Genomic DNA, 24,815 nt, shown 5'->3' on the forward strand with positions numbered 1-24,815 from the left:
GAAAGAGAGCGGCCCTCTCCCGTCCAGGTTCTATCTTCGGGGTCACGACGACGGGGAGGTGTGGTGATCAAGAATGTGCCGTCCCCTCATCATCGGATCTGTTCTGTTGTCTCGCGTGAAGATAGGGGGGGACGGCACGGGGCGCGTGATCCCGCGGGATAATGATCTCCCCTCTCCCGTCAGGAGGTCAATCTTCGGGGTCACGACGACGGGACGGCGTGATGATCAGAATGTGCTGCCCCCCCATCGCAGGATCTTTCCCACAGTCTCGCGTGAAGATAAGGGGGGCGGTGAGAGCCCAAATTCGTTTCTGTTGTTTTGTCGTGAGTTGAGACGTGAGAATCTCCGACATGACCTTCCCGGCCCTATCTTCATCCCGGGGGTCCGGGGGCAGCGCCCCCGGCACCGATGTTTGGGAAGGCGTGATGATCCGATGTGCCGCCCTCATCGTAGAATCGTTCCTGGAATCGTGCACCGGGGGGTTGCACCCGCCGGACCCCCCACGACGAAGATGTGCGGGGGCGGCAATGAAGTGGTCGCCCTATGTGGTGTCCTGCTCCGAAGAGGGAACAAGGATCCACGCACCAGAGACCACCAGGAATGTTCATCCCGTATGCTTGAACCCAGGGTTCATGCCTGATTCTACACAGCCGAAAAAAGTTAAAAAGTCCCGGCCGCGATCCCGTTCAACTCGTCGATAAGTTCCGCCAGTGCCGGCGGGACTGCTCCGTCCTCTGCATGGATCGTCTTGCCTGCGGCGGTCACCTCGTACGAGAAGAGGTCATAGCCCTGGCATGCCGGGCGGTACTCCGGCCCGAGACGCTGGTAGGCCTCAGAGGTGATGATCGCGGTGATGTTGTCCATTGTCTGCTGGTTGAGAGGGACGAGAATCTCTTCGCCGTGCCTGGAGACGATTGCGGTGTTGTTTGTATAGACGACGACGGTGTCGTTGGCGCCCATGAACCCGCCGCTGAGGTGGTACTCGACGAGCGTCCTGTCGGCATCCTCAGGAGCGCCGGCCGATGAGGTGCACCCGGCCGCCAGGAGGGCGAGGAGGAGGCAGCCTGTGATGAGGAGGGTGTGAATCGATCGCATAGTATGGATATGATCCGACGTCCTCTCCGATAACCGGTCCTGTGACTGCGAGATATTTTGCAGTCATCAGAGGAATGCTCCCGGCTCCCTGTCAGAAAAGCCCGGACCCGACCTCAACCCCCTTCTTTTCGCTCCCCTCCTTCACAAACGTCCCTTGCCGGTACTCCCTGAGCGCCTCCCGCACCTCCTCCTCGGTGTTCATCACGATGGGGCCGCCCCACGCGACCGGTTCCCTGATGGGCCGGCCAGAAAGGAAGAGAAACCTGAGGGGGAGGTCACGGGCGCGGACGGTCACCTCGTCGCCGTCGCCGTACAGGACCACCTGGCGGTTGTGCGCCTCACCCCCCGCCCCGTCATCGAACCTCCCCGCCCCGTCATCGAACCTCCCCGCCCCGTCGACGACATAGGCGAAGACCGTGTAACCCTCCTCCACCGGATGGACGAATTCGGCGCCCGGCTCGACCGCCACGTCGAGGTACACCGGATCAACGACGATCCCCTGCACCGGCCCGACGGCCCCGGCACATTCGCCGGCGATCACCCGTACGGTCACACCGGGGGCCGGAGAAACCACCGGGATCTCGGCGGCCCGCACCTCCCGGTAGCGCGGGGCCATCATCTTCTGCGCCCGCGGGAGGTTCACCCAGAGCTGGAACCCTCCCATCGCTCCGTCGACCGGCATCGGCATCTCCTGGTGGACGATCCCCGAACCTGCGGTCATCCACTGGACGTCCCCGGCACCGATCGTCCCGGCATTGCCGATGCTGTCCCCGTGCTCCACTCGCCCCGCAAGCATGGAGGTGACCGTCTCGATCCCCCGGTGCGGGTGCCAGGGGAAACCGGCGAGATAGTCCTCGGGCCGGTCGGCGCGGAAGTCGTCGAGCATCAGGAAGGGATCGAAGAGCGGCACCTCCCTCGCGCCGAACGCCCGGTGCAGTCTCACCCCGGCGCCCTCGACGGTCTTGAGCGCATCCAGCACGCGCACGACCTCTCGTCTGCGGGTCATGGCCGGGACGGCGGGAAAAGTGGGCCCCTCACCACCTGACCCTCTCCTGTTTCTTCTTCAACTCCTCGAAGGGGACGAGCGTGTAACTGTGGAGTTTCCCCTCCGCGTCGAGGGCGAGTTCGAGGTACAACCCCTGCCCGGTGTGTTCCATCGCCACCGTCGCCGGGTCGCCGCCCTGCTGGGCAAACCCCATCCTGACCAGTTCGTCCTCGAAAAGCCTGAGCGGCATCCCCCCGTAGCGGTCGAGAAGAGCCTCCGCGTCTTTCATCACGTCGACCTGGAGCGTCTTGATGACCATGTCTGCCGATACTGCGCCGACTCCTATGAATAGATGCCGGTCACAGGAGTCAGGCCAGGAGCACCCCCTTGATGACGAGGATATAGAGGGAGAGGAGGGCCGCCTCACCCGCCCCCACCCCGACCAGGCACTTCCAGAGCGGAACCCTGAGGGTGGAGGCAAGGTAGACGACAAGGTCGGTGGGGACAATGGGGCAGATGCTCCACCCGGCGATGACGGGAAACTGGTGTTCCAGGAGGTGCGCTCTGATCTGCGCCGACTGTTCGGGGTACCGCTTCTCGAGAACGGCGTCAAAACCGAGGCGGCGTGCGCAGCAGTGAACCAGGGTGGAGGAGGTGAGGATGCCGAGCATGCTCACGACAAACACTTCCAGGGGATCGAAGAGCACGATCCCCGAGAGAAGAAGAGGCGTCGAAGGGACGAACACCAGGCCCCTGATCGAGAGAATGAGGAAGTAAACGAGAAGGGCGACGGCACGATGCTCGTCGGTGGTGCCGTCGAGAGCGGCGAGGCTGAAGTACTCCGGGTACAGCACATATGCCATGAGGCCGAGGGCGACCAGGGAGGCCCAGATGAAGGGGACGGCCCGCCGCAGCCACATGCGTCAGGGCCCCCGCGGACTGGTGCGGGGAGGTGCGGGGTGCGGGGGGCCTCTGCGGATGGAATACTGAGAGACTGCTGATCTGGAATGGAGAGAGATGAGCGCATGGGTGCAGGGTATCGGGGAGAGATCCTCTCTGTTAGATCCTGCCGGTGTAGCCATGCTCAGGTTCCCTCTTTCTTCTCTCCCCCCTCATCATGCTTTTGCCCGGGTCGACATCTTGACCTGAGAGTGGCATGACAAAATATAAATTAAAAATATTAAAATTTAATACGCAATGGGTTTTGAAATAAGTGCGAGGAATAGATTTGAAATCCTTTTCATTCTTTCGATAATGTTTCTTCTTTTCATCTCGTCTGGTTGCACCACGACCGGGCAGACGCAGGCCTCGATCTCCGGCACCGTCACCGGCGACTACACCACAGGACCGGTCTATGTCGTCGCTCTCGATGCAGACCGGTATGGTCCCCCTGACATCAGGGTGATGGAAAGCGGCGAGCATCCCGAACAGTCGGAGTATGTCACCGCGTTCACAGCCCTCACGGCACCCGGCGCCTTCAAGATCGACGGGCTGCCCGCCGGGAACTACACCCTGTACGCCTGGGCCGACACCGACGACAACGGCTGGATCGACCATGCGACATACCGCGACCCGACCGGCTGGCACAGCACCGGGGAACGTCTTGGGCCCGGGACCGTATCGCTCGCTCAGGGCGATTCCCTCCGGGACGTCGGGATCAGACTCGTCGCCCCCTCCCCGTACCCAGAGGAACTGAACATCTCGGTCGGTGACGGCGGCGGGAGACTCACTGTCATGAAGGGCCGCCCGGTCCTTCAGCTCAGGGGCACGCCCGACGAGCGGGCATATGCGATGGGTTACCTGGCCGGCCCGCAGATCAAGGACTGGATCGAGTATGTCCTCCTTGAGACATTTTACCCATCGGCCGAGGAGTATGACGATATTTTCATCCCCTATCTGAAAGCACACATGACAGGCGTGCTTGCAGAACGCGGCGACGAGTTCGATGCGGTCCTCGACGGGATGGAAGCGCGAGGGGTCGACCTCTATTCCGAAACTCTGGGCCGAAACCTCACCCGCGAGGACATCCTCGCCGAGAACGCCTATTCCTTCCTCCTGTACTTCAGGCTCTACGGCCTCGCCATGGGCGACCTCAACCTCGGAAACAGCAGTGTCCAGGACGGAGGGATCTCACCGCACCTCTGTTCGAGCGCGGTTGCATGGGGGAACAGGACAGAGAACGACGAACTCGGCGGCGGGGTTATCCACGGCAAGAACATGGACGGCGAGACCGACCTCAGGAAGGTGACGGTGAACAGCCTCCTGATCGTCGCCTCTGACCCTCCGGCAGGGTCGGGACAGAAGCGTGTGGTGGGGTTCGACTGGCCAGGTTTCATCGGCACTTTCAACGGCATGAACGAGGACGGACTGGTCCTGGTACCCCACTCCTCTCCCTCGGTCCCGGCATGGAACGAGACAGACCTGTTCCCGTACGTCCTGCTGTACATGGACACCCTCCAGGGGGAGAGCAGTGTGGACGGTGCGTGGGAGTACTGGCAGACGATGAACCGGACGCGGACGGGGGGGTATAACGCCGGGGTCTCGATGCCGTACCTGAACTCTTCGGGAAGCGCCCCGGTCTGCTTTGAGGCGGACTCCTACGGCGGGGCCAAGCGCAAAGCCGGGTTCATCGAGCCGGAAGATCCCTTCTCCCTCATCATCGCAAACACCTTCTACCAGTATCAGGGCGAGAACCCGGAGGCAGTCTCAAAGGTACAGGGATATCACGAGACGATCGAGCCCGGAGACTATCGGTATCTGGCGATGCTCGACCTCTTCAATGAGTACGAGAAAGAGGGGCGGACCATCGGCACCCCCGAGATGATCGCACTCATGCAGGCGGCTTCGACCTCAGAGGAGTACCAGGGGATCACCGAGTACACCTTCATCGCCTACCCCGACCAGGGAGCGTTTGCCGTAGCCACTGAGGACCTGGTAAACCACACCCTCGACGCCCCGTTTGCGCCGTTCACCAGGTATTCCTTCGACGAGGTCTTCGGGTAGGCCTGCCTTCACTCATTTTTTTCCCGGTGCGTCCAGGGATACCTCGCGTACAGGCTCCGCGCCATCCTCTCCATATCGAAGAGTTCGGCCGCCTCTTTCTCGGTGAGATATCCCTTCTCCACGGCGAGGGCAGGGACCGCCACCCCCCGGCACCTCGCCTCCTCGGCGATTTCGGCCGCCCTGAGATAGCCGATGCGCGGCGAGAGGAGGGTGGCGAGGGCCGGGTTTCTCATCAGGGAGGCGCGGGCCTGCCCCCGGTTCGCTCCTATTCCGGCGACGCACTTCTCCTCGAAGAGGGGGAGGAAGGAGATGAGGAGCGAGAGGGAGGTGAGGATGTTGTACGTCATCACCGGCGTCATCACGTTCAGGTCGATCTGCCCGGCCTGCGCGGCGAGGGCCACGGCGGTGTCGTTGCCTACCACCTGGAAGCAGACCATGTCGAGGCACTCGGCCATCACGGGGTTCACCTTCCCGGCCATGATCGAGGAGCCGGGCTGGACGGCAGGGAGGGTAACCTCGGCCAGGCCGCTCGTCGGGCCCGAACCCAGGAGCCGGAGGTCGTTGGCGATCCGGATCAGTTCGAGGGCGAGTTCACGCAGGGCGCCGGAGAAGGCCGCCATCTGGGCGCGGCTCTGGAGGGCCTCGAAGGAGTCGCCGGCCGGAACGAGGCCGAGGCCGGTGAACCTGTTGAGGTCGGCGATGACCGTCTCACGGAACTGCGGGTGGGCGTTGGCCCCGGTGCCGCTCGCCGTCCCGCCGATGGCCACCTCCATCAGGTCTTCCCGCCGCTCCTTCACCCGCCAGGCCGCCCGGCGGAGCGCCGTGGCGTAGGCCGTGAACTCGTCGCCGAGGGTGAGGGGCAGGGCGTCCATCAGGTGAGTCCGCCCGCTCTTCTGGACGTCGGAGAACTCTTCCCCTTTTGTGGAGAAGGCCAGGGCCAGCGAGTCGAGGGCCTCGAGGAGACGGTCGGCCTCGGTGATGACCGCGATATGCGAGGCCGTCGGGAAGGTGTCGTTGGTCGACTGGCCCCGGTTGACATGGTCGTTGGGGGAGAGGTAACAGTAGTCCCCCCTCTCGCGTCCCAGGAGTTCGAGGGCCCGGTTTGCCAGCACCTCGTTGACATTCATATGAAAGGACGTCCCCGCACCGGCCTGGAAGACGTCCACCGGGAACTGATCGTCGAAGCGCCCTTCAAGCCCCTCGTCCGCGGCCCTGACGATCGCCCCTCCCCGTTCCCCGTCGATCTCGCCGAGGGCCATATTTGCATAGGCCGCCGCCTTCTTGAGGACGAGGTACGCCCTCACCAGTGCCGCGGGTTCCCGCACGCCGCTCACCGAAAAATTCTCGACCGCCCGCAGGGTCTGGATCCCCCAGTAGACATCGGCGGGCACCTCTCGCGCCCCCAATGAGTCGCGCTCACGACGGGTGGGCACCCTCTCACTCACCCCCCTTCTTTCGTCTCGTCAGTTCGGCCCGCGCCCGCCCGATGGCCACATTCGGCTCGATCCCCCTCGGGCAGACCCGCCGGCAGTTGGCGTGAAACTCGCACCGCCACCACCCATGGGGAGTGTCCGCAGTCCTCAGGCGGCGGCCGTCCCCGGCCTCCCTGGAGTCGAGGTGGAAGCGGTACACCTTCGCCAGTGCCGCGGGGCCCGCGTAGGCGGGATCGTCTCCGTCGACCGGGCAGGCCCCATAGCAGGCCCCGCAGAGGAGACAGGCGGTGTAGGCCTCAAGGGCCCCGGCCGTCTCAGGCGCCATCAACCGCTCGCGCTCTGGTGCCCGGTCCGCCGGGGCGAAGGTCGGTCTCATAGCCCGGTAGTGCGCGAAGAAGGGCGCCATGTCCACGACGAGGTCGCGGAGCACCGGCAGGTGAGGGAGGGGTTCGACCAGCACCGTCGTCCTGGCGTCCCACGCCTCGCCCCCCTCGATCGCCGGGTACGGCGCGAGTGGTTCGCGCTCCTCCCCGGCGAGCAGTCCGGCCACCTGCGTCCTGCAGGCCAGGGCCGGGTACCGGTTGACGAGCATCGCACAACTCCCGCAGACCGCACCCCGGCAGGAGTACCTGAAGGCAAGGGAGTCGTCGTAGACCTCTCTTGCCCTGAAGAGCGCACCGAGCACGGTCATGCCGGGTTCGGCATCGATCTCGAAGAGGTCATAGTGCGGCGCCGTCTCTGGCCGGCCGTCATGCCGCAAAACCTTCAGCATCATCAGTACACCCGCTCCTGCGGTTCGAAGGTGCCGATGGTCACGGGCGCGTACGAGATGACCACCTTGCCGTCGGCCAGACCGGCCATCGTGTGCCTGAGATAGCGTTCGTCGTCACGCTTCGGAAAGTCGGTGCGAGTGTGCGAACCCCGACTCTCCCGGCGCATCAGTGCCCCGCGGGCCACCGTCTCCCCGACGAGGAGGAGGTCCTCAAGTTCGAGGAGGTTGACGAGCGCCTGGTTGAACCTCCGGCCCCGGTCGCCGACCGAGGCCCCGGCGGCATGCTTGCGAAGGGCCGTGAGCGTCGAGAGTCCGTCCTGCATCTTCTGCTCCTCCCTGAAGATCCCGAAAGAGCGGTACATCGTCTCCTTCAGGTCGCGCAGGAGGGCCGGGACTTTCTCTTCTCCCTCGCGGCCGAGGAGTGCGGCGACCCGCCGTTCATCTGCCGCGGCCGCCTCGACGGCCGGACCGGGGTCAGGCCTCGCGCGTGCGTTCACCGCATCGATGATCCCGTCCGCGGCCCGCCGCCCGAAGACCACGGTTTCGAGGAGCGAGTTGCCGCCGAGACGGTTCGCCCCGTGGACGCTGACACAGGCGCACTCGCCCGCGGCGTACAGCCCCGGCACCCCCGTTCTGCCCCCGTCGTCGACGGCGATCCCGCCCATCGAGTAGTGCTGGGCAGGCTGTACCGGGAGCGGTTCGGCGACCGGGTCGATGCCTGCAAAGTCCAGGGCGATCTGCCTGATGCCGGGCAGCCGCGCCATGATCTTCCCGGCGCCCAGAGCGGTGAGGTCGAGGTGGACATATCCCCCCGGAAACCCCCGGCCTTCGGCGACCTCGGTCTCGATCGCCCTGGCGACGACGTCGCGCGGGGCGAGGTCGAGGGAGTGGGGGGCGTAACGCGCCATGAACCGCTCCCCTTCCCGGTTGAGGAGGATCCCTCCTTCCCCACGCGCCCCTTCGGTGATCAGGATGTTTGTCCCGGCAAGCGAGGTCGGGTGAAACTGGACGAACTCCATGTCCTTGAGCATGGCCCCGGCGCGGAGGGCGAGGGCCGCCCCGTCGCCGGTGTTGATGAGGGCGTTGGTCGACCGGCTGTACAGCCGCCCAAACCCCCCGGTCGCGAGCAGCACCGCTTTCGCCGGGAAGGCGTGCACCTCACCGGGGGGGACGGAGAGGGCCGTGCACCCGGTGCACCGCCCCCCGTCGGTCACCAGCGAAGTGACGAAAAATTCCTCATAGAAGGCGACATCGGCCGCCATCAACTGCTCGTACAGGGTGTGCAGGATGGTGTGGCCGGTCCGGTCGGCGGCATAGCAGGTCCGCGGGAACCCGGCGCCGCCGAAGGGACGCTGGGCGATCGTTCCCTCTTCAGTCCTGGAGAAGACCACGCCCATATGTTCGAGTTCGATCACGGCCGCCGGGGCCTCCCGGCACATCACGGCGACGGCGTCCTGGTCGGCAAGATAGTCAGAGCCCTTCACGGTGTCGAAGGCGTGGGCCTCCGGGGTGTCCTCCTCGTAGCCGGGTGCGTTCCCGAGGGCGGCGTTGATCCCGCCCTGGGCGGCGACCGAGTGGGACCTGAGCGGGTGGACTTTGGAGACCACCGCCGTCGCCACCCCGGCACGGCAGGCCTGGAGTGCCGCCCTGAGTCCGGTCAGTCCGCCGCCGACGATGACCAGGTCATGGGCATGGACCTCTGCACGCGCTCCCATCTCTCCCCCCTCAGGTCATCCTGTCCTCAAACCCTTTGTGCCGGTGCATGCCGCCGGGCACACCCGCACCGCACCGCCGCCTCCTGCACCCCGGCGGCGACGGCACCCGCGACCCGGCGGTCGAGGACATCAGGGAGGATATGGTCTGGCCGCGGCTCATCGACGGTGGCGGCGAGGGCGGCGGCGGCCGCCAGTTTCATCTCGTCGGTGATCCTGGACGCGGCGGCGTCGAGGGCGCCCCTGAAGATCCCCGGGAAGGCAAGGACGTTGTTGACCTGGTTGGGGAAGTCGCTCCGGCCGGTCCCGACGATCGCCGCCCCCGCGGCCGCCGCCTCGCCGGGCATGATCTCGGGGACCGGGTTGGCCATGGCAAGGACGATCGGATCGTCGTTCATCGACCTGACCATCTCTGTGGTCACGATCCCCGGCGCCGAGACCCCGATGAAGACGTCGGCGCCGACCAGCGCATCGGCGAGGGTGCCGTCCAGGTTCCAGCGGTTGGTCTCATGGGCGAGGATGTATTTGTGCGGAAGGGAGAGGAGGTCGGATCGCCCGCGGTAGAGCGTCCCCCTGCTGTCGCAGACGATGATCTCTCCGACCGGCGTGCAGAGCATCCGGTCCATCCCCAGGCAGGTGAGGAGACGGGTGATGCCATACCCGGCCGCCCCGGCCCCGCTGACCACGATTTTCAGGTCGGCAAACTCCTTACCGATGAGTTGGCAGGCATTGACGAGGGCCGCCAGAACCACCACCCCGGTTCCGTGCTGGTCGTCATGCATCACCGGGATCCCGAGGTCCTGGAGTTCTTCTTCGATCGCAAAACATCGCGGCGCCGCGATGTCTTCCAGGTTGATCCCGCCAAAGACCGGAGCGATGTTTCGGATCTGCCCGACAAGATCCTGGTCTTTGTCGGCGAAACAGATAGGAAAAGCGTCGATCCCGGCGAACTCCCTGAAGAGGAGGGCCTTCCCCTCCATCACCGGGATGGCCCCATAGCCCCCGATGTCCCCGAGCCCGAGGACCGCCGACCCGTCGGAGACGATCGCCACGGTGTTGGCCTTGAGGGTGTAGCGGTAAGCGAGGTCGGGTGCTGCGGCGATCTGGCGGCACACCTCGGCGACGCCCGGCGTGTAGGTGAGGGCCAGGTCGTGGACCGTCCTGACCGGCACCTTCCCCCTGACACCGATCTTTCCTTGGTGCCGTTCATGGAGGTCCAGCGATTCGGCGTAGATATCCCGCCCCATAGGTGCGCCATGGTGTCCGCCGTCCTCATAAAGATTGGCGTCACTCCTGCCCGGCCGCCAGCACGCCGAGTCCGAGCACGATGAGGAGGGCACCCATCGTCCGATCGAACCAGTGGCCCATCCTGAGAAAACGGGTGCGGACCGCGGTGTGGCTGAAGAGGGACGAGACGAGCGTAAACCAGAGGGCGGTCGCCACGCCCATGTACACCCCGTACCCGGCCTGGAGGAGGGCCGGCGTGCCGGGTGTGATCACGACCGTGAAGAGGGAGAGGATAAAGAGGGCGGCCTTGGGGTTGAAGGCATTGGTCATCAACCCGGTCATGAAGGCCTTCCCCGCGCCCGGAACCCGGACAGCCTCGATCCCCCCGTCGCCGTCCTCCCGGTACGGTGGGGTCTGCAGGGCCTTGATGCCGAGGATGATGAGGCAGGCCGCGGCCAGGACTTTCATCACCGTGAAGGCGACGAGGGAATGGGCGATGAAGACCCCGATACCGAGGAGGGCATAGGTCACGTGGATGAGAAGCCCGCAGGCGATCCCGAGGCTGGTGACAAGGGCGGTTCGCCGTCCGTAACTGACGCTCTGCTTCACGACCATCGCAAAGTCAGGCCCCGGCGCGGCGACGGCCAGGAGGTGGATGACGGCGATGGTGACAAACTGGGTGAGATAGAGGGAGCCGGCCATGATCTGTGGTAGAGTGTTGGCGAGCAGGAGAAAAAAAAGCGATCAGCCGGGATTCACCTCGCCGCCTCCACCGCGAGGAGTGCCTCGACCCATCGCCGCGCCGCGCAGGGGTCGTCGGTGGCGAAACCGTCCGCGCCCATGGCCGCCGCCCGCCGCACCTCGCCCTCGGTGTTCAGCACCCAGGGGACGACGCGGAGATAGTGGGCATGGGCCTGCTCGACGAGGTCGCGGCTGAGGCGGTCGGCGCGCGGGAGAAGAATACCGGCCCCGACCGAGAGGGCGAGGCCGATGGGATCCTCGACGAGCCGCGAGAAGATGAGCCCGGTCTTCACCTGCGGGAGGACTTCCCTGACCACTTCGAGGCTGGAGGCATGGAAAGAGACGATGAGAACCCGGTCGGTCCCATGTTCCTTGACCGCCTCGCAGACCGCCGCCTCGGTCCCGACCTCTTTGATCTCCACCACGAGCCCGCACCGCCCCAGCACGAGGTCGAGCACCTCCTCGAAGGTCGGCACCTGCTCGCCCCCGCCGGCGTCGAGGCGCCGCACCTCGCGGAGGGTGAGGGCCCCGACTGCGCCGTGCCCGTCGGTCGTGCGGTCGACGGTGGGGTCGTGGACCGTCACCAGGGCGCCGTCTTCGGTCTGGCGGACGTCGACCTCGACATAGTCGGCGCATGCCATCCCCTTCCTGAGCGCCGCGAGGGTGTTCTCTGGGGCGACGGCCCGCGCCCCCCGGTGGCCGATGATGAACATGCCGGGAGGCAGGTGCCGCGAGGATATAGAGGTGACGGCCGGGGGAGGAGGACGGTCCATGACAGATCAGGGGCGTACCTGACAGGAATATTTTCCATTTCGGTCCTGTAGAATTTTGCATGAGGTGAGAGCACGCCTCATGAAATATTACCATGAAAATGATCCTGACGATTATCTCTCCGGGTTTGCATAAGAGTTTAAACCGGCCATATCTCGTTGAAGATGATATGCAGATGACAGAGACCCCTTCAGCATGATCGGCGTTCTGCCTTCCCACCCCTATCGCCATCCCAGGGGTCCGGGGGCAGAGCCCCCGGCCGATGGTGTGGGAAGGCGTGATGATCGGTTGTGCCGCCCCAGATCGTAGAATCTTTACCGCCGTCTCGCGCCGGGGGTTGCACCCCCGGACCCCCAGGAAAGAGGATAGGTGGGGGCGGCAGGTGAGTGGTGTTCCCCCCATGGTGTCCTGCTCTGAAGGGGGAGCACAGATCCAAACACCCTGGAGATCAACGAGAATTTTCATCCCGTATGCTTGAACCCGGAGTTCATGCCCGATTCCACAGAGCCGAACAGCCCGGATGATTTCTCCAGAGCCCAACAAAGCCCGAAAGACAACAACAGAAAAGTGACGGCAGACCGAGACCAGAGGCTCAAGGGTCAGAAATACACAAAAATGGAGACGCCCCGGCCGGGACTTGAACCCGGGTCAAAAGCTCCGCAGGCTTCTAGGATATCCACTACCCTACCGGGACACTGCAGACGTGCTCTATAGAATTGAACGTCATTGCATATATTCGTTCCCCTTTCCCGAAAAAAATGGGGGTCTGGTCAGACCGATTCTTCAAGCTTCCCGACCCTGACCGTCAGGTCCACGTCCACATAGGTTCCATGCATCTCCAGCAGATAGTTTCCGGGGCCGAGCACCATCAGTTCTTTCTCTCTGACCGTCGAGTAGAGGCCGCCGAACCCGTCTTCTTCCACGATGTTCCCGTTCTCGTCCCTGACGGTGATCGTAAGCCTGCTCGTGTCGCTGGGCCGGGTCACGGTCTCCCACGTCTCTTTCGTCCCATGGGTGACCAGCACCTTTCTGCTCTCGATCTCAGGCGTCACCTCGGCCTCGATGATCATAGGGGGGTGAGGGACGTCGACGTTCCATGCCTTTGAGAAAGAAGGTTTCTTCAGTTCCTCGTGGAGGACGACCGGATACTCTTGCTGTGGCGGTTGCTCGGGCGCGGGACGCGCGCTCGGCCCGAGCGTCGGTGTAGTCTCGGTCGGATAGGGGGTCACCTCAATGACATGACTGCTGTCCATCACCGTACCGGCCGTTCCATCGGACTCAGTTGTTCCTCCCCCCTGCGAGGACGTCCCCGCCTGATCCGAGGGGATCTCCTCGGCACACCCGGCGGCAAACAGGGCCATGCAGATGAGAAGAGGAAGAAGAAGATACGGAGTTTTCATCAGGAAAGAATGTAATCTCTCCATATATATGAGTTTACAGCCGGAGCAGAGGCAAGGCTATATATGAGAGAATGGATCACGCCCGAGAATATTTAATCGTTTGCATCTTCAGTTGGGGGCCGTGTAGTGCAATATGATGAAATAATCCCATAAAATATCTCTTCGGCACGGATGAGCGAATCGATGGCGACGCGTTCGTTGACCCCGTGGATCGTCGTCACCTCGCCGGGCCCGTACTCCACCGCCGGGAACCCGGCTTTCCGGAGATGACGGGCGTCGCTTGCCGCCCACTGGAAGATCGGGACCGGCGCCTCCCCATACACCCGCCTGATCTCGGCACAGACCCGTTCGGCCACCCGCGCCGACGGCGAGGTACAGGAGGGGTCGGAGACCGCGGTCACCTTCATCTCCGCCGATGGGACCAGGGCCGCGATCTCTGAGACGATCTCACCGGCCGTGCACCCCCATGGGATCCGGAGGTCCAGGTCCAGGTCGCAGTGTTCGGCCACGATATTCGCCTTCTCTCCTCCCCGGATCACGCCGGGGTTGAACATCACCCGGCGGAGCACATGGTCCAGGCCCTGGAGTCCGAAAAGTCCCTCCAGCACGGCGGAGGAGCGAGCGATCACCCGCTCCATCTCCGCACTCACCGGATAATCGCGTTCATGGAGGGCCTTGAGATACTCGATGACCTCGTGCGCCTCCATCACCGCGCTCCTCCCGACGGCCGGATACAACGAACTGTGACCGGGTTCCCCGGCAAAAGAGAGCGAGATCCGCGCAAGCCCTTTCTGTCCGATGCACGGCGAGAGGGGAGGAGTCGGTTCTGCGATGAGGGTGTCGCACGGCCTGAGCACCCCCTTGGCCAGGAGATACTCCATCCCATAACACCCGCCGGTCTCCTCGTCGCAGACAAAGACTACCTCGACCGGCGGTTCCTCGCCCTCGTCGACGGCCCGCCTGAGCGCGGTGAGCAGAGCGGCGCACCCGCCCTTCATATCGCTGCTCCCCCGCCCCCAGATGTACCCGTCCTCCTCCACGCCGCTGAAAGGAGGATGGCGCCAGCCGTCGGCGATGGCCGGGACGACATCGAGATGGCCGCAGAGGAGCAGCTGTGGGTTATGATGCCGGGCGATCAGGTTGCACCGCCGCCCGTCCCTGGAGACGACCGTGCTCTCGATCCCGATCTCCGCAAGAAACGAATGGATGTACTCGGCGACCTCCCGTGTCTCCCCGGGTGGGTTCTCGCTCCTGAGTCGCACCAGGTCCCTGCAGAGATCGCCGACATCCATGATCTTTCTCTTCCTCTTCAGGCGCTTACGCTCGATTTGTACTCTTCAAAGAGTTTCCCGAGCGAACCTTCCGTATAGATACTGTTGAAGAATTCACGGGAGAAGAACTCGTCGACTGCATCGGCGAAGAACGACGCCGGAATGGGGCGCTTGCTCTCAGGGTCCAGAACGATCCTGAAACTCCGGTAACTTGCCGGGTTATCATTATCATAGACCCCGCGCCAGACCATCGGGAGCTTCTTGAACCGCTCCGGGTGGTTTGCCTTGAGCCAGTTGACGAAGCCCGGGAAAAGCGGGTGGTCGTCCTTCTTCGCCTCGTCGAGCCGCCAGCGCATGTACTCCTGGTACATGATATTCTTGGGCGCCTGGTAGTTGATGGCATAGGTGCTCAGGGTATGCTCGATGTGCGCCAGTGCGTCGAAGAAATAAAACGAAAGCGTCGGGTGGAAGTCGCTCGGGTCCTCAAGGATGAGAGACTTTCCATAATACCTCACCAGAACTCTGAAATATTCGTCCTCGAAGAGTTCGTTCATACACTCTGTTTACTCAGTCATGCTATATACCATTGCATACTGGCAGGAACCGGGAATAGAAGCAGAAAATGTGTGGAGAGGGGCGGCCCCGGTGGGAGAGTGTAGAACGGCTTGACGATCAGGCGTGCCGCCCCATTGCAGATTCTTCACCGCAGTCTCGCGCCGGGGGGCCATGCCCGACTCAACAGAAAAAAAGGTGGGCACGAGATCAGGGCCTGCCCTCACCTGAAGAACGGTTCCCTGATCTGCACGGCCTTCACAAAGAGGTTCTCGAGTTCCTCCCCGTGCTTGCCCCTGATATCGATATGGTTGTCGGTCCGCAGCAGACAGGGCTTGAGGTACCCGTCCGAGGTGACCCGCAGGCGGTTGCAGAAGGCGCAGAATTCGGTGTTGTGGAGAGGTCTGACCACCTCGATCTCCGCCCCATCCATACAGTATTTCTTGCGGTGGTGCATCCGCCTGGTGACGATCTCCTTTGAGTTCTCCGCGATCTCCCGCTCCAGACGGTCCACGTCCCCATGGAGGGTGCACTCGTTGAACTCCATCAACTCGATCACCTGGAGGATGAGGTTGTCGTTACCCCTGACAAAGGCAAAAAAGTCGTCGACTTCGTCCTCGTTTACGTCCTTGAGAAGGACCATATTCAACTTCACCGGCGTCAACCCGGCGTCCACCGCGGCCCTGATGCCCCTGACCACCCGGTCGAGGAGATTTTTTTTGGTGATCTCCCGGTAGCGCTCGGGCCTGAGGGTATCGAGGCTCACGTTCACCCGCGAGAGTCCGGCCGCCTTGAGGTCATGGGCAAGCCCCTCGAGGAGCGTGCCGTTGGTGGTGAGCGACGCCTCGATCCCGTCAGGAACCGCCCTGACAATATCGAGAATGTCCTTTCTGACCAGGGGCTCCCCGCCGGTGAACTTCACGCTCCTGATCCCGAACTTCGCCCCGACCTCCAGGATCTCCCGGATCTCCTCGAGCGAGAGTTCCTCGCGCGGCTGCACCTCGCCCTCGGCATGGCAGTAGAAACAGTCGAGATTGCACCGGGGAGTGATGCTGAGACGGAGGTTGGTCACCTTCCGGCCGAAGGTATCCTCAAGCACCATCGCCACTCCTCCTGAAGTTCTTGGCGATAACGTATACTTCTCTGCTCCCCCGTCTCGAGGCCTGCGGGCGGTACGTGCGCACCGAGCGGAAGTGCTTCTTCACCTCGGCATAGAACTCAGGGAAGTCCTCGCCCTGGAAGGACTTGCAGACAAAGTTCCCACCCTCCTTGAGGAGCGTGACCGCAAACATAAGGGCGTCCTCTCCCAGACCGATGGCCCGCGCCTGGTCGTAACTCGACGCTCCCGAGAGTTTGGGGGAGGCGTCGCAGGTCACCACCGAGACCGTGCCTTCGGCAAGCCCCCGGATCTCTTCCTGGACTTCAGGCGTGGTGAAGTCGCCGACCAACGTTGAAACACCCTCCATCGGTGCGATCGGGTTGAGGTCGACGCCGATGATCCTGCCGTGCGTGAGTGTCTGGAGCACCTGCAGCCAGCTTCCCGGCGCGGCGCCGAGATCGACGACATTGTCGTCCTCTCTGATCACCGTAAAACGCCTCTGGATCTCGGTCAATTTGTACGCGGCCCGTGCCCTGAAGCCCTCTTTCATCGCTTTTTTATAATATCTGTCCCGTGTCCACTGTGATGTCATTCCCTTATCTCCGCTATATTTCAGAGCCCTGTTGCGGTACCGGATAGAATAAAAAATATCATGCTATAATGTATAAAGAGTCTTATAAGGGGTTTGTAATGTTAAAAGCAACGATTGATGCAGAAACCTTCAGGGAGTCGATCGACGCGGTGGCCGCGCTCGTGACCGAATGCCGACTTCACGTCGACGAAACCGGGATCAGGACGTGCGCGGTCGACACCGCCAACGTCGCCATGGTCTCCCTCGAACTGGGCAAGGACGCCTTCGAAACCTACGAAGCCGCCCCCGAAGAGCTCGGGATCGATATCGCGAAGATGAAGAGCATCCTCGGCATGATGTCGAAGGGCGACCTCCTCTCCCTCAACCTCGCCGAAGGCAGCCACAAACTCGAACTCTCCTTCGGGAGTTACCAGTACTCGGTCACCCTCCTCGACGTCAACACCATCAGGAAGGACCCGAGTCCCCCCGCGATCGAGCTCCCCGGCAAGGTCGATCTCCAGGGTAGCGCCCTCTCCTCGGCAATCAAGGCCGCCGACGTCATCTCAGACAAGATCGCACTCGGGATCGATGAGAAGACCGAGACCTTCTTTATGATGGCCGAAGGCGACACCGATCACATCAGGCTCGAACTCGGGCGCGACCAGCTCATCGACATCCAGCCGGCAGAGGCGCGCTCGCTCTTCTCCCTCGACTATCTCAAGGACATGGGCAAGGTCATGGCCCGCGCCGAGAAGGTCAGGGCGGAGATCGGCGTCGACCACCCGGTGCGGTTCCTCTTCGACCTGGCCGAGGGGAGCGGCCACATCCAGTACCTCCTCGCCCCGCGGATCGAGGCCGAGTAATGGGCGTCGACCTGGAGCGGAACCACCTGGCACGATATCCTTTTTTGCAGGAGTCCCAGACATTTGCCAGGGACAGTACCGACTCCATCGAAACCTTCCTGGAGAGTGAGATCGGCAAGATCGTCCTCCCGCATGCGGTGGCCCGCGCAAAGGCGGCGCTCTTTTCCGACCCGCGCGATCAGGACAAAGACGAGTCCGAACCTCCCTTCAAGGTATCCATCTTCTCCTATGTCATCGCCCGCATCTTGGTCTCCTGTACGAAGGACAGGATGATGGCTGACCGACTGGCGAGGTACGAGGCCGCGCGCGCCGCCGCCGCCCTCCAGCGCGAAGACCCCGCGATCAGGGCCCATGTCGCGCAGAGCCTCGGGATCGATCTCGATGCGCGGACCATCCCGGTCACCACCTACGTGGAACTCGTCGCCCGTCTCCGCGACGACCACTGGCGACTGGTCAACCGGGAGGTGCGGGAAGGCATGGTCGCCGTCGGCACCAGCGAGATGGCCGAACTGCTGCGCGAGCGGATCCGCGTCGTCGTGGGACAAAATCTCCCGCTTGATGTCCCGGCGTCGCTCTGCGATACGCTCAAGCCCTATACCGACGAACTCGCCGCGGCCCTGCGGGAGAAGACTCTCGAAGAGTTCGGCGAGGTGGACGAGACCTCTTTTCCCCCCTGTATCGCCGCCCTCATCACTGCCGTCACGGCGGGCACAAATCTCACGCACATGGGGAGGTTCGCCCTCACGGCCTTCCTCCATAACATCGGGCTTTCGACCGAACAGATCGCCGAAGTCTTCCAGCGCGCGCCCGACTTCGACCTCTCGATGACGATGTACCAGGTCGAGCATATCTCCGGGCGGTCAGGGACCGAGTACACCCCCCCCTCGTGCGCGACGATGCGGACCTACGGGATCTGTGTCCACAAAAACGCGCTCTGCGAACTGGTGAGCCATCCGCTCTCGTACTATCGGCGCAAAAAACAGCAGCAAGAAAACCAGAAAAAAAAATAGACCGATTTTTCAGCTGATCTTTTCTTTGATGATATAGCCTGCGCCGCTCATCGTGACCAGGAAGATCACGAAGGCAGCGACGTAGGCAAGCCCGATCCCCTCCGGCTGCATCCCCTCGGGGACCACGCCCGGCAGGGCGACGAGCAGCACGACGAAGAGCAGCAGGCTTGCGGCCCCGGTCAGCACATCCAGTACACGCGCGTCCATATACCCACCTATTATGCCGTCCCCCTATTTCTCTTCTCCTGACGTTCCGTCATCCTTTTCCGGGTCAGGCCCCATCCTTCTGTATGGACCGCGACCATGCACTCGCCCTCCTGGGGCGGCACGTCACTTCCGAGTCGCTCACCAGACACTGCATCGCCACGGCCGCGGTGATGCGCGGCCTCGCCGAAGCGCTCGACGAGGACACCGACCTCTGGGAGACGATCGGGATCCTCCATGACATCGACTTCGAGGCCGTCGGCGAGGACATGACCCGCCACGGTATCGAGGGCGCCCGGATCCTCAGGGACGAAGGCCTCCCCGAAGAGGTCTGCCGGGGGGTGGAACGGCACAACCACACGCTCTTCGGACCGTACACCGAACCCCTCGACCTCGCCCTCCAGTCGGCCGACAGCATCAGCGGCTTCATCATCGCATGCGCCCTGGTCAAGGGCGGTGCGGTCACCGACGTCACCCCGAAGACCGTCAAAAAGAAGATGAAGGACAGGACTTTCGCCGCCGGGTGCGCGCGGGAACGGATCGCCGCGGTCGAGAGCCTCATGGACCTGCCCGACTTCTACCAGGTCGCCATCGACGCAGTTGCCGGGCATAAAGAGGAACTCGGCCTGCGGTAGGATTATGCCGGTGGATGACGAGGATATCTGCCATGACCGGAGATGAACGCGACCTGGTGCTCAGGCGACTCGCCGAGGCGGTCGAACTCCTGAAAGAGGAGATGGACCCCGACCTCATCCCCGAGGTCGGGTCCAACATCGCCTATGCCCTGGAGAAGGCGCGAGGGCCCGCCGACGTCGCCGCCGTCGAGGGCCGGATCGTCAGACTCGGCGACCGGGTCCATCCTGTCGGGAGGATCGCCTTCGGAGCGAGCGACCATGTCGCCAGGATCGTCCTGACGGCGATGCGGTTCGACCGAAGGGTTCGGGCTGCCGCCAACATCAGGTTTGCCGATTTTCTCATCGAAGAACTGGAAGAGATGATGCTCGACATCAGGTACTTCGACCGCGTCCAGGAACCGCCTGGCATCAAGACGATGGACTGGGGAGTCGCCTCCTGCTGCAAGACCGGTGTACCCGACATCATCTACGACCGCGGTGCGGTGGGCAAGGAACCGATGATCCGGGTCCTGGGCGAAGACCCGATGGAGGTCGCGCACAATATTCTTAAACTGTCAAGACTCATTAAAGATACAAAATTGAGGGATAGGTGCGAATGGGAATAAAGCCGACATATATCAAGAGTCTTGCTGAGAACATGATGAAGACCCATACTGGCCGCTTCTCCGGCGATTTCGAGGAGAACAAGCAGGTCGTCTCTGAGTTTTCCGTTATCGACTCCAAGCGCGTCAGGAACCGCGTCGCTGGCTACATCACAAGGAAGCAAAATACTAAAAAGACATCGGCGTAACTCCTACTCATGTTCGAGGGAGTTTACCCAGCGATTATTACTCCTTTTTCACAGACGCCTGACCGGGCTCTCGACCTCGAGGGCCTCCGGTCAAATATAGCCTATTTGATCGGAGAGGGCGTCCATGGGATCGTTCCGTGCGGATCGACCGGCGAGTCTGCCACCCTTACCTTCGAAGAGCACGAACAGGTGATCGGGGTGGCGGTGGAGGCAGCGGATGGCAAAATCCCGGTGCTTGCCGGGACAGGATCAAACAACACCGCCGAGGCGATACGGTTCACGAAGGCGGCGCGGGACCTGGGGGCGGACGGCGCCCTGGTCATCAGCCCGTATTACAACAAACCGAACCGCTCGGGACTGGTCAAGCACTTCACCGCCCTGGCCGACCTGGACATCCCGATCGTCCTGTACAATGTCCCGGGACGGACCGGGCAGAATCTCCAGCCCGACCTGGTCGTCGAACTCGCCGACCACCCCAACATCGTCGGCGTCAAGGAGGCAAGCGGCGACCTGGAGCAGGTCTCCATGATCATCGAGGGGACGCAGGACAAGGACTTCGTCGTCCTCTCCGGCGACGACGCCCTCACGCTTCCGATCCTCGCCCTCGGCGGGGCGGGCGTCATCTCGGTCGCCGCCGACCTCATGCCCGCACAGATGGTGGCGATGTACGAGGCCGTCAGGAGGGGCGACCTGGCCGAGGCGCGGCGGATCCATTACGAACTCTCTCCGCTCTTCAGGGCGATGTTCATCGACACCAACCCCATTCCGGTGAAGACGGCGGTCGGGCTGCGCGGGATGGCCGCAGGGCCGGTCCGCCTCCCTCTCGACGACCTGGACGCCGGGAAGACGGAGGCCCTCAAGGAGGTGCTGCGGCTTTATGACTAAAGTTGTTGTCTGCGGCGCCCTCGGGCGGATGGGGACGATTATCGGGCGTCTGGTCACCGAATCTCCAGACCTCGAACTCGTCGGCGGCGTCGATCTCAGGGAGGGTTCCTTCTATGGGGTGCCGGTCGCCGAGGCCGAAAAGATCGGTGAGTTCCTCGACGAGGTGCGGCCCGACGTGCTCATCGACTTCACGGTCGCCAGCGCATCGGTCGGAAACATCAAGGCCGCGGCCGCGCGCGGTGTGGCCCTGGTCGTCGGGACGACCGGGTTCTCGCCCGAACAGCGCGAGGAGATCAGGAGCGCCATCGAGGGGAACGTTCCCGCGGTCATCTCCAGCAACTTCAGTGTCGGCGTGAACATCTTCTGGAAACTGATCCGCGAGGCGGCGCGCCTCCTCCGTGACGGGTACGACGTGGAAGTAACCGAGGCCCACCACCGCTACAAGAAGGACGCACCGAGCGGCACGGCAAAGACCATCCTCGAAGTCCTGGACGAGGAACTCGGCCCGCGTCCCCATGTCTACGGGCGCGAGGGGATGAAGGAGCGGGAGAACGAGATCGGCGTCCATGTGGTCAGGGGCGGCGATATCGTCGGCGATCACTCGGTGCTCTTCGCCGGGAACTACGAGACCATCGAACTCTCGCACCGCGCTTATGACCGCGCGGTCTTTGCGAGCGGTGCGGTGCGGGCGGCAGCCTGGGCGGATGGTCAGGCACCGGGGATCTATTCGATGGACGACGTCCTGGGACTCTGAGCGGACGGTTCCATCGAAATCTATTTCTCTGTTTTTTGTGTAACTATAGAGTGGAGTACGAATATGGTTGCAGTTGTTGACGCTGATCTGTGTGTTGGATGCGAAACGTGTGTCGATGAGTGCCCAGTAGAGGCCATCACCATGGAGGATGGTATCGCAGTCATCGACAAGGATCTCTGTACGGATTGCGGCACCTGTGTCGACGTCTGTCCGGCAGAAGCCATCCAGATGGAATAAATCTCATCTTTTTTCTCTTTGATCGATTCTTTTGAAATTTTATTCTCGAGGTCATCCCAAAACTCTCCGGCCTTGATAGGTGACCGGAAGACGTTTCTGAGGTACGGCGTCGTTCAAGAGCGTGCTGCCGCCCCGCCCCTATCTTCGTCGTGGGGGGTTCCGGGGGGGCAACGCCACCCGGCGCGAGATGTCGGGAAAGGTTCTGCGATGTGGGCGGCACGCCCCCCGTCGAAGAGAACCATCACGATGATCTACCATGAAAATGATCCTGACGATCCTCTCTTCAGGTTTGCATGAGAGTTTGAACTCGCCATGTCCCGTTGAAGCCGATACGCAGAGGATAGAAAATTCTTCTGATGGATCGGCCGCCCCCAATCGTTGAGATTTCCCTGCCATCCCGCGCCGGGGGGAAACCCCCCGGACCCCCCTCGACGAAGATAGCCGAGGGGCGGCATGATGATCGACTTCGATTCGCTCCTCGAACGGAAGGATGAGGGTCAAGAATCGATCCCGTTCTGATCTGATATTTTCATCCCGTATGCTTGAGGCGTGCTTTCCCTTCATGTAAAATTCTACAAAGTTCATCTCCGATTCAAACAGCAAAAAACCGATTTTTGAAGTAGAAGCAATAGTGAAAGCTTTGAAGGACGGCAAACCTCCTGAGAACACCATCTTTCAGATCTCTTCCGTCCCCCCTGATCGGCCCTGCACGTTCGGCACCCCGCCCCCTGTCGCCCGGGGATCGAAAGGCACGTTTCTCTATTTCCCTGCGTTCCTCTTCAAATCGAATCTATCGCTCCCTGTAACGTCGTTGATAGAGAAAAAATGGGGAATGCTCTGCAAAAGTAACATTTTAATAAACCTTCGCATATAGGTAAAGTCATCCATGATTACAGTAGGAGTTCTCGGCGCAACCGGTGCCGTCGGTCAGAGGTTTGTACAACTCCTGGCCGATCACCCGTGGTTCGACCTGGGGGTGCTCACGGCATCGGAGCGCAGTGCTGGCAAGAAGTATCGTGACGCGGTCAACTGGCGCCTTGATGTGCCGTTCCCTGAAGGCGCAGGAGAGATCGTCGTCAGCCCCACCACCGCCGCTGCGGTTAAGGACTGCGACATCGTCTTCTCGGCACTGCCTGCGGATGTCGCAGGGAAGACCGAACTTGAGGTGGCTGCCGCAGGTGTCGGTGTCTGTTCGAACGCCAGTTCGCATCGGATGGACCCTGACGTCCCGCTCGTCATCCCTGAGGTCAATGCCGATCATCTCGGTCTCATCGACGTACAGCATGACCGGGGACGGGACGGTTTCATCGTCACCAACCCCAACTGCTCGACGATCATGCTGACGCTCGCCCTCGCACCCCTGCAGCCGCTCGGCTTCTCCGGCGTGCAGGTGGCGACGATGCAGGCGATCTCGGGCGCGGGTTTCCAGGGCATCGCCGGCATGGAGATCTTCGACAACGTGGTCCCCTTCATCAAGAATGAAGAGGAGAAGATGGAGACCGAACCGAGGAAGATCATGGGGACATTTGATGGTGCTGCGGTCGAACCGGCCTCCTTCTCGGTGAGTGCCTGCTGTAACCGGGTTCCGGTCATCGATGGCCACACTCTCTCGGTGTGGCTTGACATGGACCGGTCCCTCGAGGAGATCAGGCGGGCGTTTGAGGAGTACGTAGCACCGTTCTCCGGCCTGCCGACCCAGCCTGCAAAGTCTGTTGAGTACCTCAAGCAACCTGACCGCCCGCAGCCGAGGCTCGACCGCAACCGCGGCAACGGCATGACGGTATCGGTCGGAAGGTTACGGGAGGGGCCGAGATTCACGGCACTCGGCCACAACACCATCCGTGGCGCGGCCGGGGCATCGGTCCTGAATGCGGAGTTAATTTATAAGGAGAAGTATCTCTGATTGACCATCGGCAGAGGTGGACTATGTTGAAAGACAACACAGTATTCGTCGGGAACAAACCGGTGATGAACTACGTGCTCGCAGTCGTTACCCAGTTCAACAATGGTGCAGAGGAAGTGGCTATAAAATCAAGGGGCAAGGCTATTTCAAGGGCGGTCGACACGGCCGAGATTGCGATCAACCGTTTCCTGGATGGGGTCGCAAAAAAGGAGATCCTCACCTCGACCGAGATGATCGATACTGACACAGGAAGGACGAACGTCTCCAGTATTGAGATTATTCTGTCCCAAAACCTCTAACAAGGACATACCTCTTTTTTTCCCCGACCAGAAAGGCTATAAGATCTCTCGTAAGAGATCTATTCCGAATGAGACGACTGGCGTACGGCCTTGTGATCGCTCTGTGCCTCGCGGCGTTTGCAGTACCCGCGATGGCCGCAGAGAATACCTCTGAATATCGACACGGATATATCACCGTCCAGAGCGTCGAGATCGACCTGGTCAACGATGAAGCAACGGTGAACGTCACCTATACCGTCGACGACGGCGTTCAGCTTCTCGTTCATTTTCTCGGGATGAGCGACCTGCGCACCAAGGTCACTGAGGTCGCAAATTTCCAGAATGCCACCATCGAAGAGATCGGCATGGACCACGCCGTCCTCGTGGTCGAGGGAGCGGCCAACGGTTATGACGACGGCACCTTCCGTTTCTATGAGCACGAGTTTTCGGTCTCGGTTCCAGAGATCACCGTGAAGACCCCGCAGGAACAGCGGGTCTATTACAATACCACCCGCCTGCCGGCAAGCATCGGGTACTTCAGGACGTAAGGCCTGATCTTTTTGTTTATTTTCGGCTCGGTAGAATTTTTCATGAGGCGAAAGCACGCCTCAAGCATACGCGATG

General features: G+C 62.2%; 28 protein-coding genes and 1 tRNA gene. 12 read left to right on the forward strand and 17 right to left on the reverse strand.

The annotated features are described in order from the left end of the window. Positions 1 to 660: 660 nt before the first annotated feature. The 4 genes from E2N92_RS02320 to E2N92_RS02335 form a co-directional block, all read right to left on the reverse strand. On the reverse strand, positions 661 to 1,095 hold the full coding sequence (locus E2N92_RS02320) for a hypothetical protein (protein ID WP_220682095.1): 435 nt from the start codon (positions 1,093 to 1,095) through the stop codon (positions 661 to 663). Positions 1,096 to 1,186: 91 nt separating this feature from the next. Further along, positions 1,187 to 2,101 carry a pirin family protein gene (locus tag E2N92_RS02325; RefSeq protein WP_220682096.1) on the reverse strand — a complete coding sequence of 305 codons (915 nt, stop codon included), beginning with the start codon at positions 2,099 to 2,101 and terminating at the stop codon, positions 1,187 to 1,189. A gap of 28 nt (positions 2,102 to 2,129) precedes the next feature. Continuing rightward, positions 2,130 to 2,399: a hypothetical protein gene (locus E2N92_RS02330; protein ID WP_220682097.1), complete on the reverse strand. Its 270-nt coding sequence runs from the start codon at positions 2,397 to 2,399 to the stop codon at positions 2,130 to 2,132. A gap of 49 nt (positions 2,400 to 2,448) precedes the next feature. After that, positions 2,449 to 3,000 (reverse strand): TVP38/TMEM64 family protein, encoded by a 552-nt coding sequence (locus tag E2N92_RS02335; protein ID WP_220682098.1) that lies wholly within the window; start codon positions 2,998 to 3,000, stop codon positions 2,449 to 2,451. 334 nt (positions 3,001 to 3,334) lie between these two features. Here E2N92_RS02335 and E2N92_RS02340 point away from each other — a divergent pair, with 334 nt between their 5' ends. Next, positions 3,335 to 5,083: a C45 family peptidase gene (locus tag E2N92_RS02340; RefSeq protein WP_220682099.1), complete on the forward strand. Its 1,749-nt coding sequence runs from the start codon at positions 3,335 to 3,337 to the stop codon at positions 5,081 to 5,083. Positions 5,084 to 5,091: 8 nt separating this feature from the next. On the opposite strand, the gene E2N92_RS02345 is transcribed toward E2N92_RS02340, so the two are convergent. From E2N92_RS02345 to E2N92_RS02400, 12 genes are all read right to left on the reverse strand, one after another. Beyond that, entirely contained in the window at positions 5,092 to 6,516 is a 1,425-nt protein-coding gene (locus E2N92_RS02345) for an aspartate ammonia-lyase (protein WP_220682100.1), read from the reverse strand. Positions 6,517 to 6,520: 4 nt separating this feature from the next. Then, positions 6,521 to 7,291 carry a succinate dehydrogenase/fumarate reductase iron-sulfur subunit gene (locus tag E2N92_RS02350; protein ID WP_220682101.1) on the reverse strand — a complete coding sequence of 257 codons (771 nt, stop codon included), beginning with the start codon at positions 7,289 to 7,291 and terminating at the stop codon, positions 6,521 to 6,523. Continuing rightward, positions 7,291 to 9,003, reverse strand: a complete 1,713-nt coding sequence (locus E2N92_RS02355; RefSeq protein WP_220682102.1) for an FAD-dependent oxidoreductase — start codon at positions 9,001 to 9,003, stop codon at positions 7,291 to 7,293. The genes E2N92_RS02350 and E2N92_RS02355 overlap by 1 nt, the downstream gene beginning before the upstream one ends. Before the next feature lie 26 nt (positions 9,004 to 9,029). Beyond that, the gene (locus E2N92_RS02360; protein ID WP_220682103.1) at positions 9,030 to 10,247 is read right to left on the reverse strand and encodes an NAD(P)-dependent malic enzyme; all 1,218 of its coding nucleotides are present in this window, start codon (positions 10,245 to 10,247) and stop codon (positions 9,030 to 9,032) included. A 40-nt stretch (positions 10,248 to 10,287) separates the two neighbouring features. Next, a complete protein-coding gene (locus tag E2N92_RS02365; protein ID WP_220682104.1) occupies positions 10,288 to 10,929 on the reverse strand; it encodes a LysE family transporter in 642 nt (213 codons plus the stop codon). Positions 10,930 to 10,982: 53 nt separating this feature from the next. Further along, positions 10,983 to 11,681: a glycerophosphodiester phosphodiesterase gene (locus tag E2N92_RS02370; protein WP_220682105.1), complete on the reverse strand. Its 699-nt coding sequence runs from the start codon at positions 11,679 to 11,681 to the stop codon at positions 10,983 to 10,985. Between the two features lie 680 nt (positions 11,682 to 12,361). Next, a tRNA-Arg gene (locus E2N92_RS02375) sits at positions 12,362 to 12,433 on the reverse strand. 76 nt (positions 12,434 to 12,509) lie between these two features. Continuing rightward, entirely contained in the window at positions 12,510 to 13,139 is a 630-nt protein-coding gene (locus tag E2N92_RS02380; protein WP_220682106.1) for a hypothetical protein, read from the reverse strand. Positions 13,140 to 13,231: 92 nt separating this feature from the next. Beyond that, the gene (locus E2N92_RS02385) at positions 13,232 to 14,431 is read right to left on the reverse strand and encodes an ArgE/DapE family deacylase (RefSeq protein ID WP_220682107.1); all 1,200 of its coding nucleotides are present in this window, start codon (positions 14,429 to 14,431) and stop codon (positions 13,232 to 13,234) included. 17 nt (positions 14,432 to 14,448) lie between these two features. After that, positions 14,449 to 14,964: a hypothetical protein gene (locus E2N92_RS02390; RefSeq protein WP_220682108.1), complete on the reverse strand. Its 516-nt coding sequence runs from the start codon at positions 14,962 to 14,964 to the stop codon at positions 14,449 to 14,451. A gap of 221 nt (positions 14,965 to 15,185) precedes the next feature. Continuing rightward, the gene (gene moaA, locus E2N92_RS02395) at positions 15,186 to 16,064 is read right to left on the reverse strand and encodes a GTP 3',8-cyclase MoaA (RefSeq protein WP_220682109.1); all 879 of its coding nucleotides are present in this window, start codon (positions 16,062 to 16,064) and stop codon (positions 15,186 to 15,188) included. Beyond that, the gene (locus tag E2N92_RS02400; RefSeq protein WP_220682110.1) at positions 16,054 to 16,653 is read right to left on the reverse strand and encodes an RlmE family RNA methyltransferase; all 600 of its coding nucleotides are present in this window, start codon (positions 16,651 to 16,653) and stop codon (positions 16,054 to 16,056) included. Before E2N92_RS02400 ends, moaA begins: the two co-directional genes overlap by 11 nt. Before the next feature lie 98 nt (positions 16,654 to 16,751). Between E2N92_RS02400 and E2N92_RS02405 the strand changes: the two genes are divergently transcribed. Next, positions 16,752 to 17,495, forward strand: a complete 744-nt coding sequence (locus tag E2N92_RS02405) for a DNA polymerase sliding clamp (protein WP_220682111.1) — start codon at positions 16,752 to 16,754, stop codon at positions 17,493 to 17,495. Continuing rightward, a complete protein-coding gene (gene priL, locus E2N92_RS02410) occupies positions 17,495 to 18,505 on the forward strand; it encodes a DNA primase regulatory subunit PriL (RefSeq protein WP_220682112.1) in 1,011 nt (336 codons plus the stop codon). Before E2N92_RS02405 ends, priL begins: the two co-directional genes overlap by 1 nt. 9 nt (positions 18,506 to 18,514) lie before the next feature. Here priL and E2N92_RS02415 read toward each other — a convergent pair whose 3' ends face one another. Further along, complete coding sequence (locus E2N92_RS02415) at positions 18,515 to 18,712, reverse strand: hypothetical protein (RefSeq protein WP_220682113.1); 198 nt, start codon at positions 18,710 to 18,712, stop codon at positions 18,515 to 18,517. Positions 18,713 to 18,795: 83 nt separating this feature from the next. On the opposite strand from E2N92_RS02415, the gene E2N92_RS02420 reads away from it, so the two are divergent. The 9 genes from E2N92_RS02420 to E2N92_RS02460 all read left to right on the forward strand — a co-directional run bounded on the left by E2N92_RS02420 (position 18,796) and on the right by E2N92_RS02460 (position 24,739). Next, positions 18,796 to 19,344, forward strand: coding sequence for an HDIG domain-containing metalloprotein (locus E2N92_RS02420; RefSeq protein WP_220682114.1), 549 nt, complete (start codon positions 18,796 to 18,798; stop codon positions 19,342 to 19,344). Between the two features lie 32 nt (positions 19,345 to 19,376). Then, entirely contained in the window at positions 19,377 to 19,949 is a 573-nt protein-coding gene (locus tag E2N92_RS02425; RefSeq protein ID WP_220682115.1) for a thiamine-phosphate synthase family protein, read from the forward strand. Next, positions 19,940 to 20,134, forward strand: a complete 195-nt coding sequence (locus E2N92_RS02430) for a 30S ribosomal protein S17e (protein ID WP_220682116.1) — start codon at positions 19,940 to 19,942, stop codon at positions 20,132 to 20,134. Before E2N92_RS02425 ends, E2N92_RS02430 begins: the two co-directional genes overlap by 10 nt. A gap of 9 nt (positions 20,135 to 20,143) precedes the next feature. Continuing rightward, positions 20,144 to 21,019 carry a 4-hydroxy-tetrahydrodipicolinate synthase gene (dapA, locus tag E2N92_RS02435; protein WP_220682117.1) on the forward strand — a complete coding sequence of 292 codons (876 nt, stop codon included), beginning with the start codon at positions 20,144 to 20,146 and terminating at the stop codon, positions 21,017 to 21,019. Beyond that, positions 21,012 to 21,773, forward strand: coding sequence for a 4-hydroxy-tetrahydrodipicolinate reductase (dapB, locus tag E2N92_RS02440; protein ID WP_220682118.1), 762 nt, complete (start codon positions 21,012 to 21,014; stop codon positions 21,771 to 21,773). Before dapA ends, dapB begins: the two co-directional genes overlap by 8 nt. Before the next feature lie 63 nt (positions 21,774 to 21,836). Next, entirely contained in the window at positions 21,837 to 22,010 is a 174-nt protein-coding gene (locus E2N92_RS02445) for a DUF362 domain-containing protein (protein ID WP_220682119.1), read from the forward strand. An 886-nt stretch (positions 22,011 to 22,896) separates the two neighbouring features. After that, positions 22,897 to 23,913, forward strand: a complete 1,017-nt coding sequence (gene asd, locus E2N92_RS02450; RefSeq protein ID WP_220682120.1) for an aspartate-semialdehyde dehydrogenase — start codon at positions 22,897 to 22,899, stop codon at positions 23,911 to 23,913. A gap of 23 nt (positions 23,914 to 23,936) precedes the next feature. After that, positions 23,937 to 24,212 carry a DNA-binding protein Alba gene (albA, locus tag E2N92_RS02455; RefSeq protein WP_220682121.1) on the forward strand — a complete coding sequence of 92 codons (276 nt, stop codon included), beginning with the start codon at positions 23,937 to 23,939 and terminating at the stop codon, positions 24,210 to 24,212. Between the two features lie 68 nt (positions 24,213 to 24,280). Next, a complete protein-coding gene (locus E2N92_RS02460; RefSeq protein WP_220682122.1) occupies positions 24,281 to 24,739 on the forward strand; it encodes a hypothetical protein in 459 nt (152 codons plus the stop codon). Positions 24,740 to 24,815 lie beyond the last annotated feature (76 nt).

Source organism: Methanofollis formosanus (assembly GCF_019633745.1).
In the GTDB taxonomy this organism is placed as follows: Archaea; Halobacteriota; Methanomicrobia; order Methanomicrobiales; family Methanofollaceae; genus Methanofollis; species Methanofollis formosanus.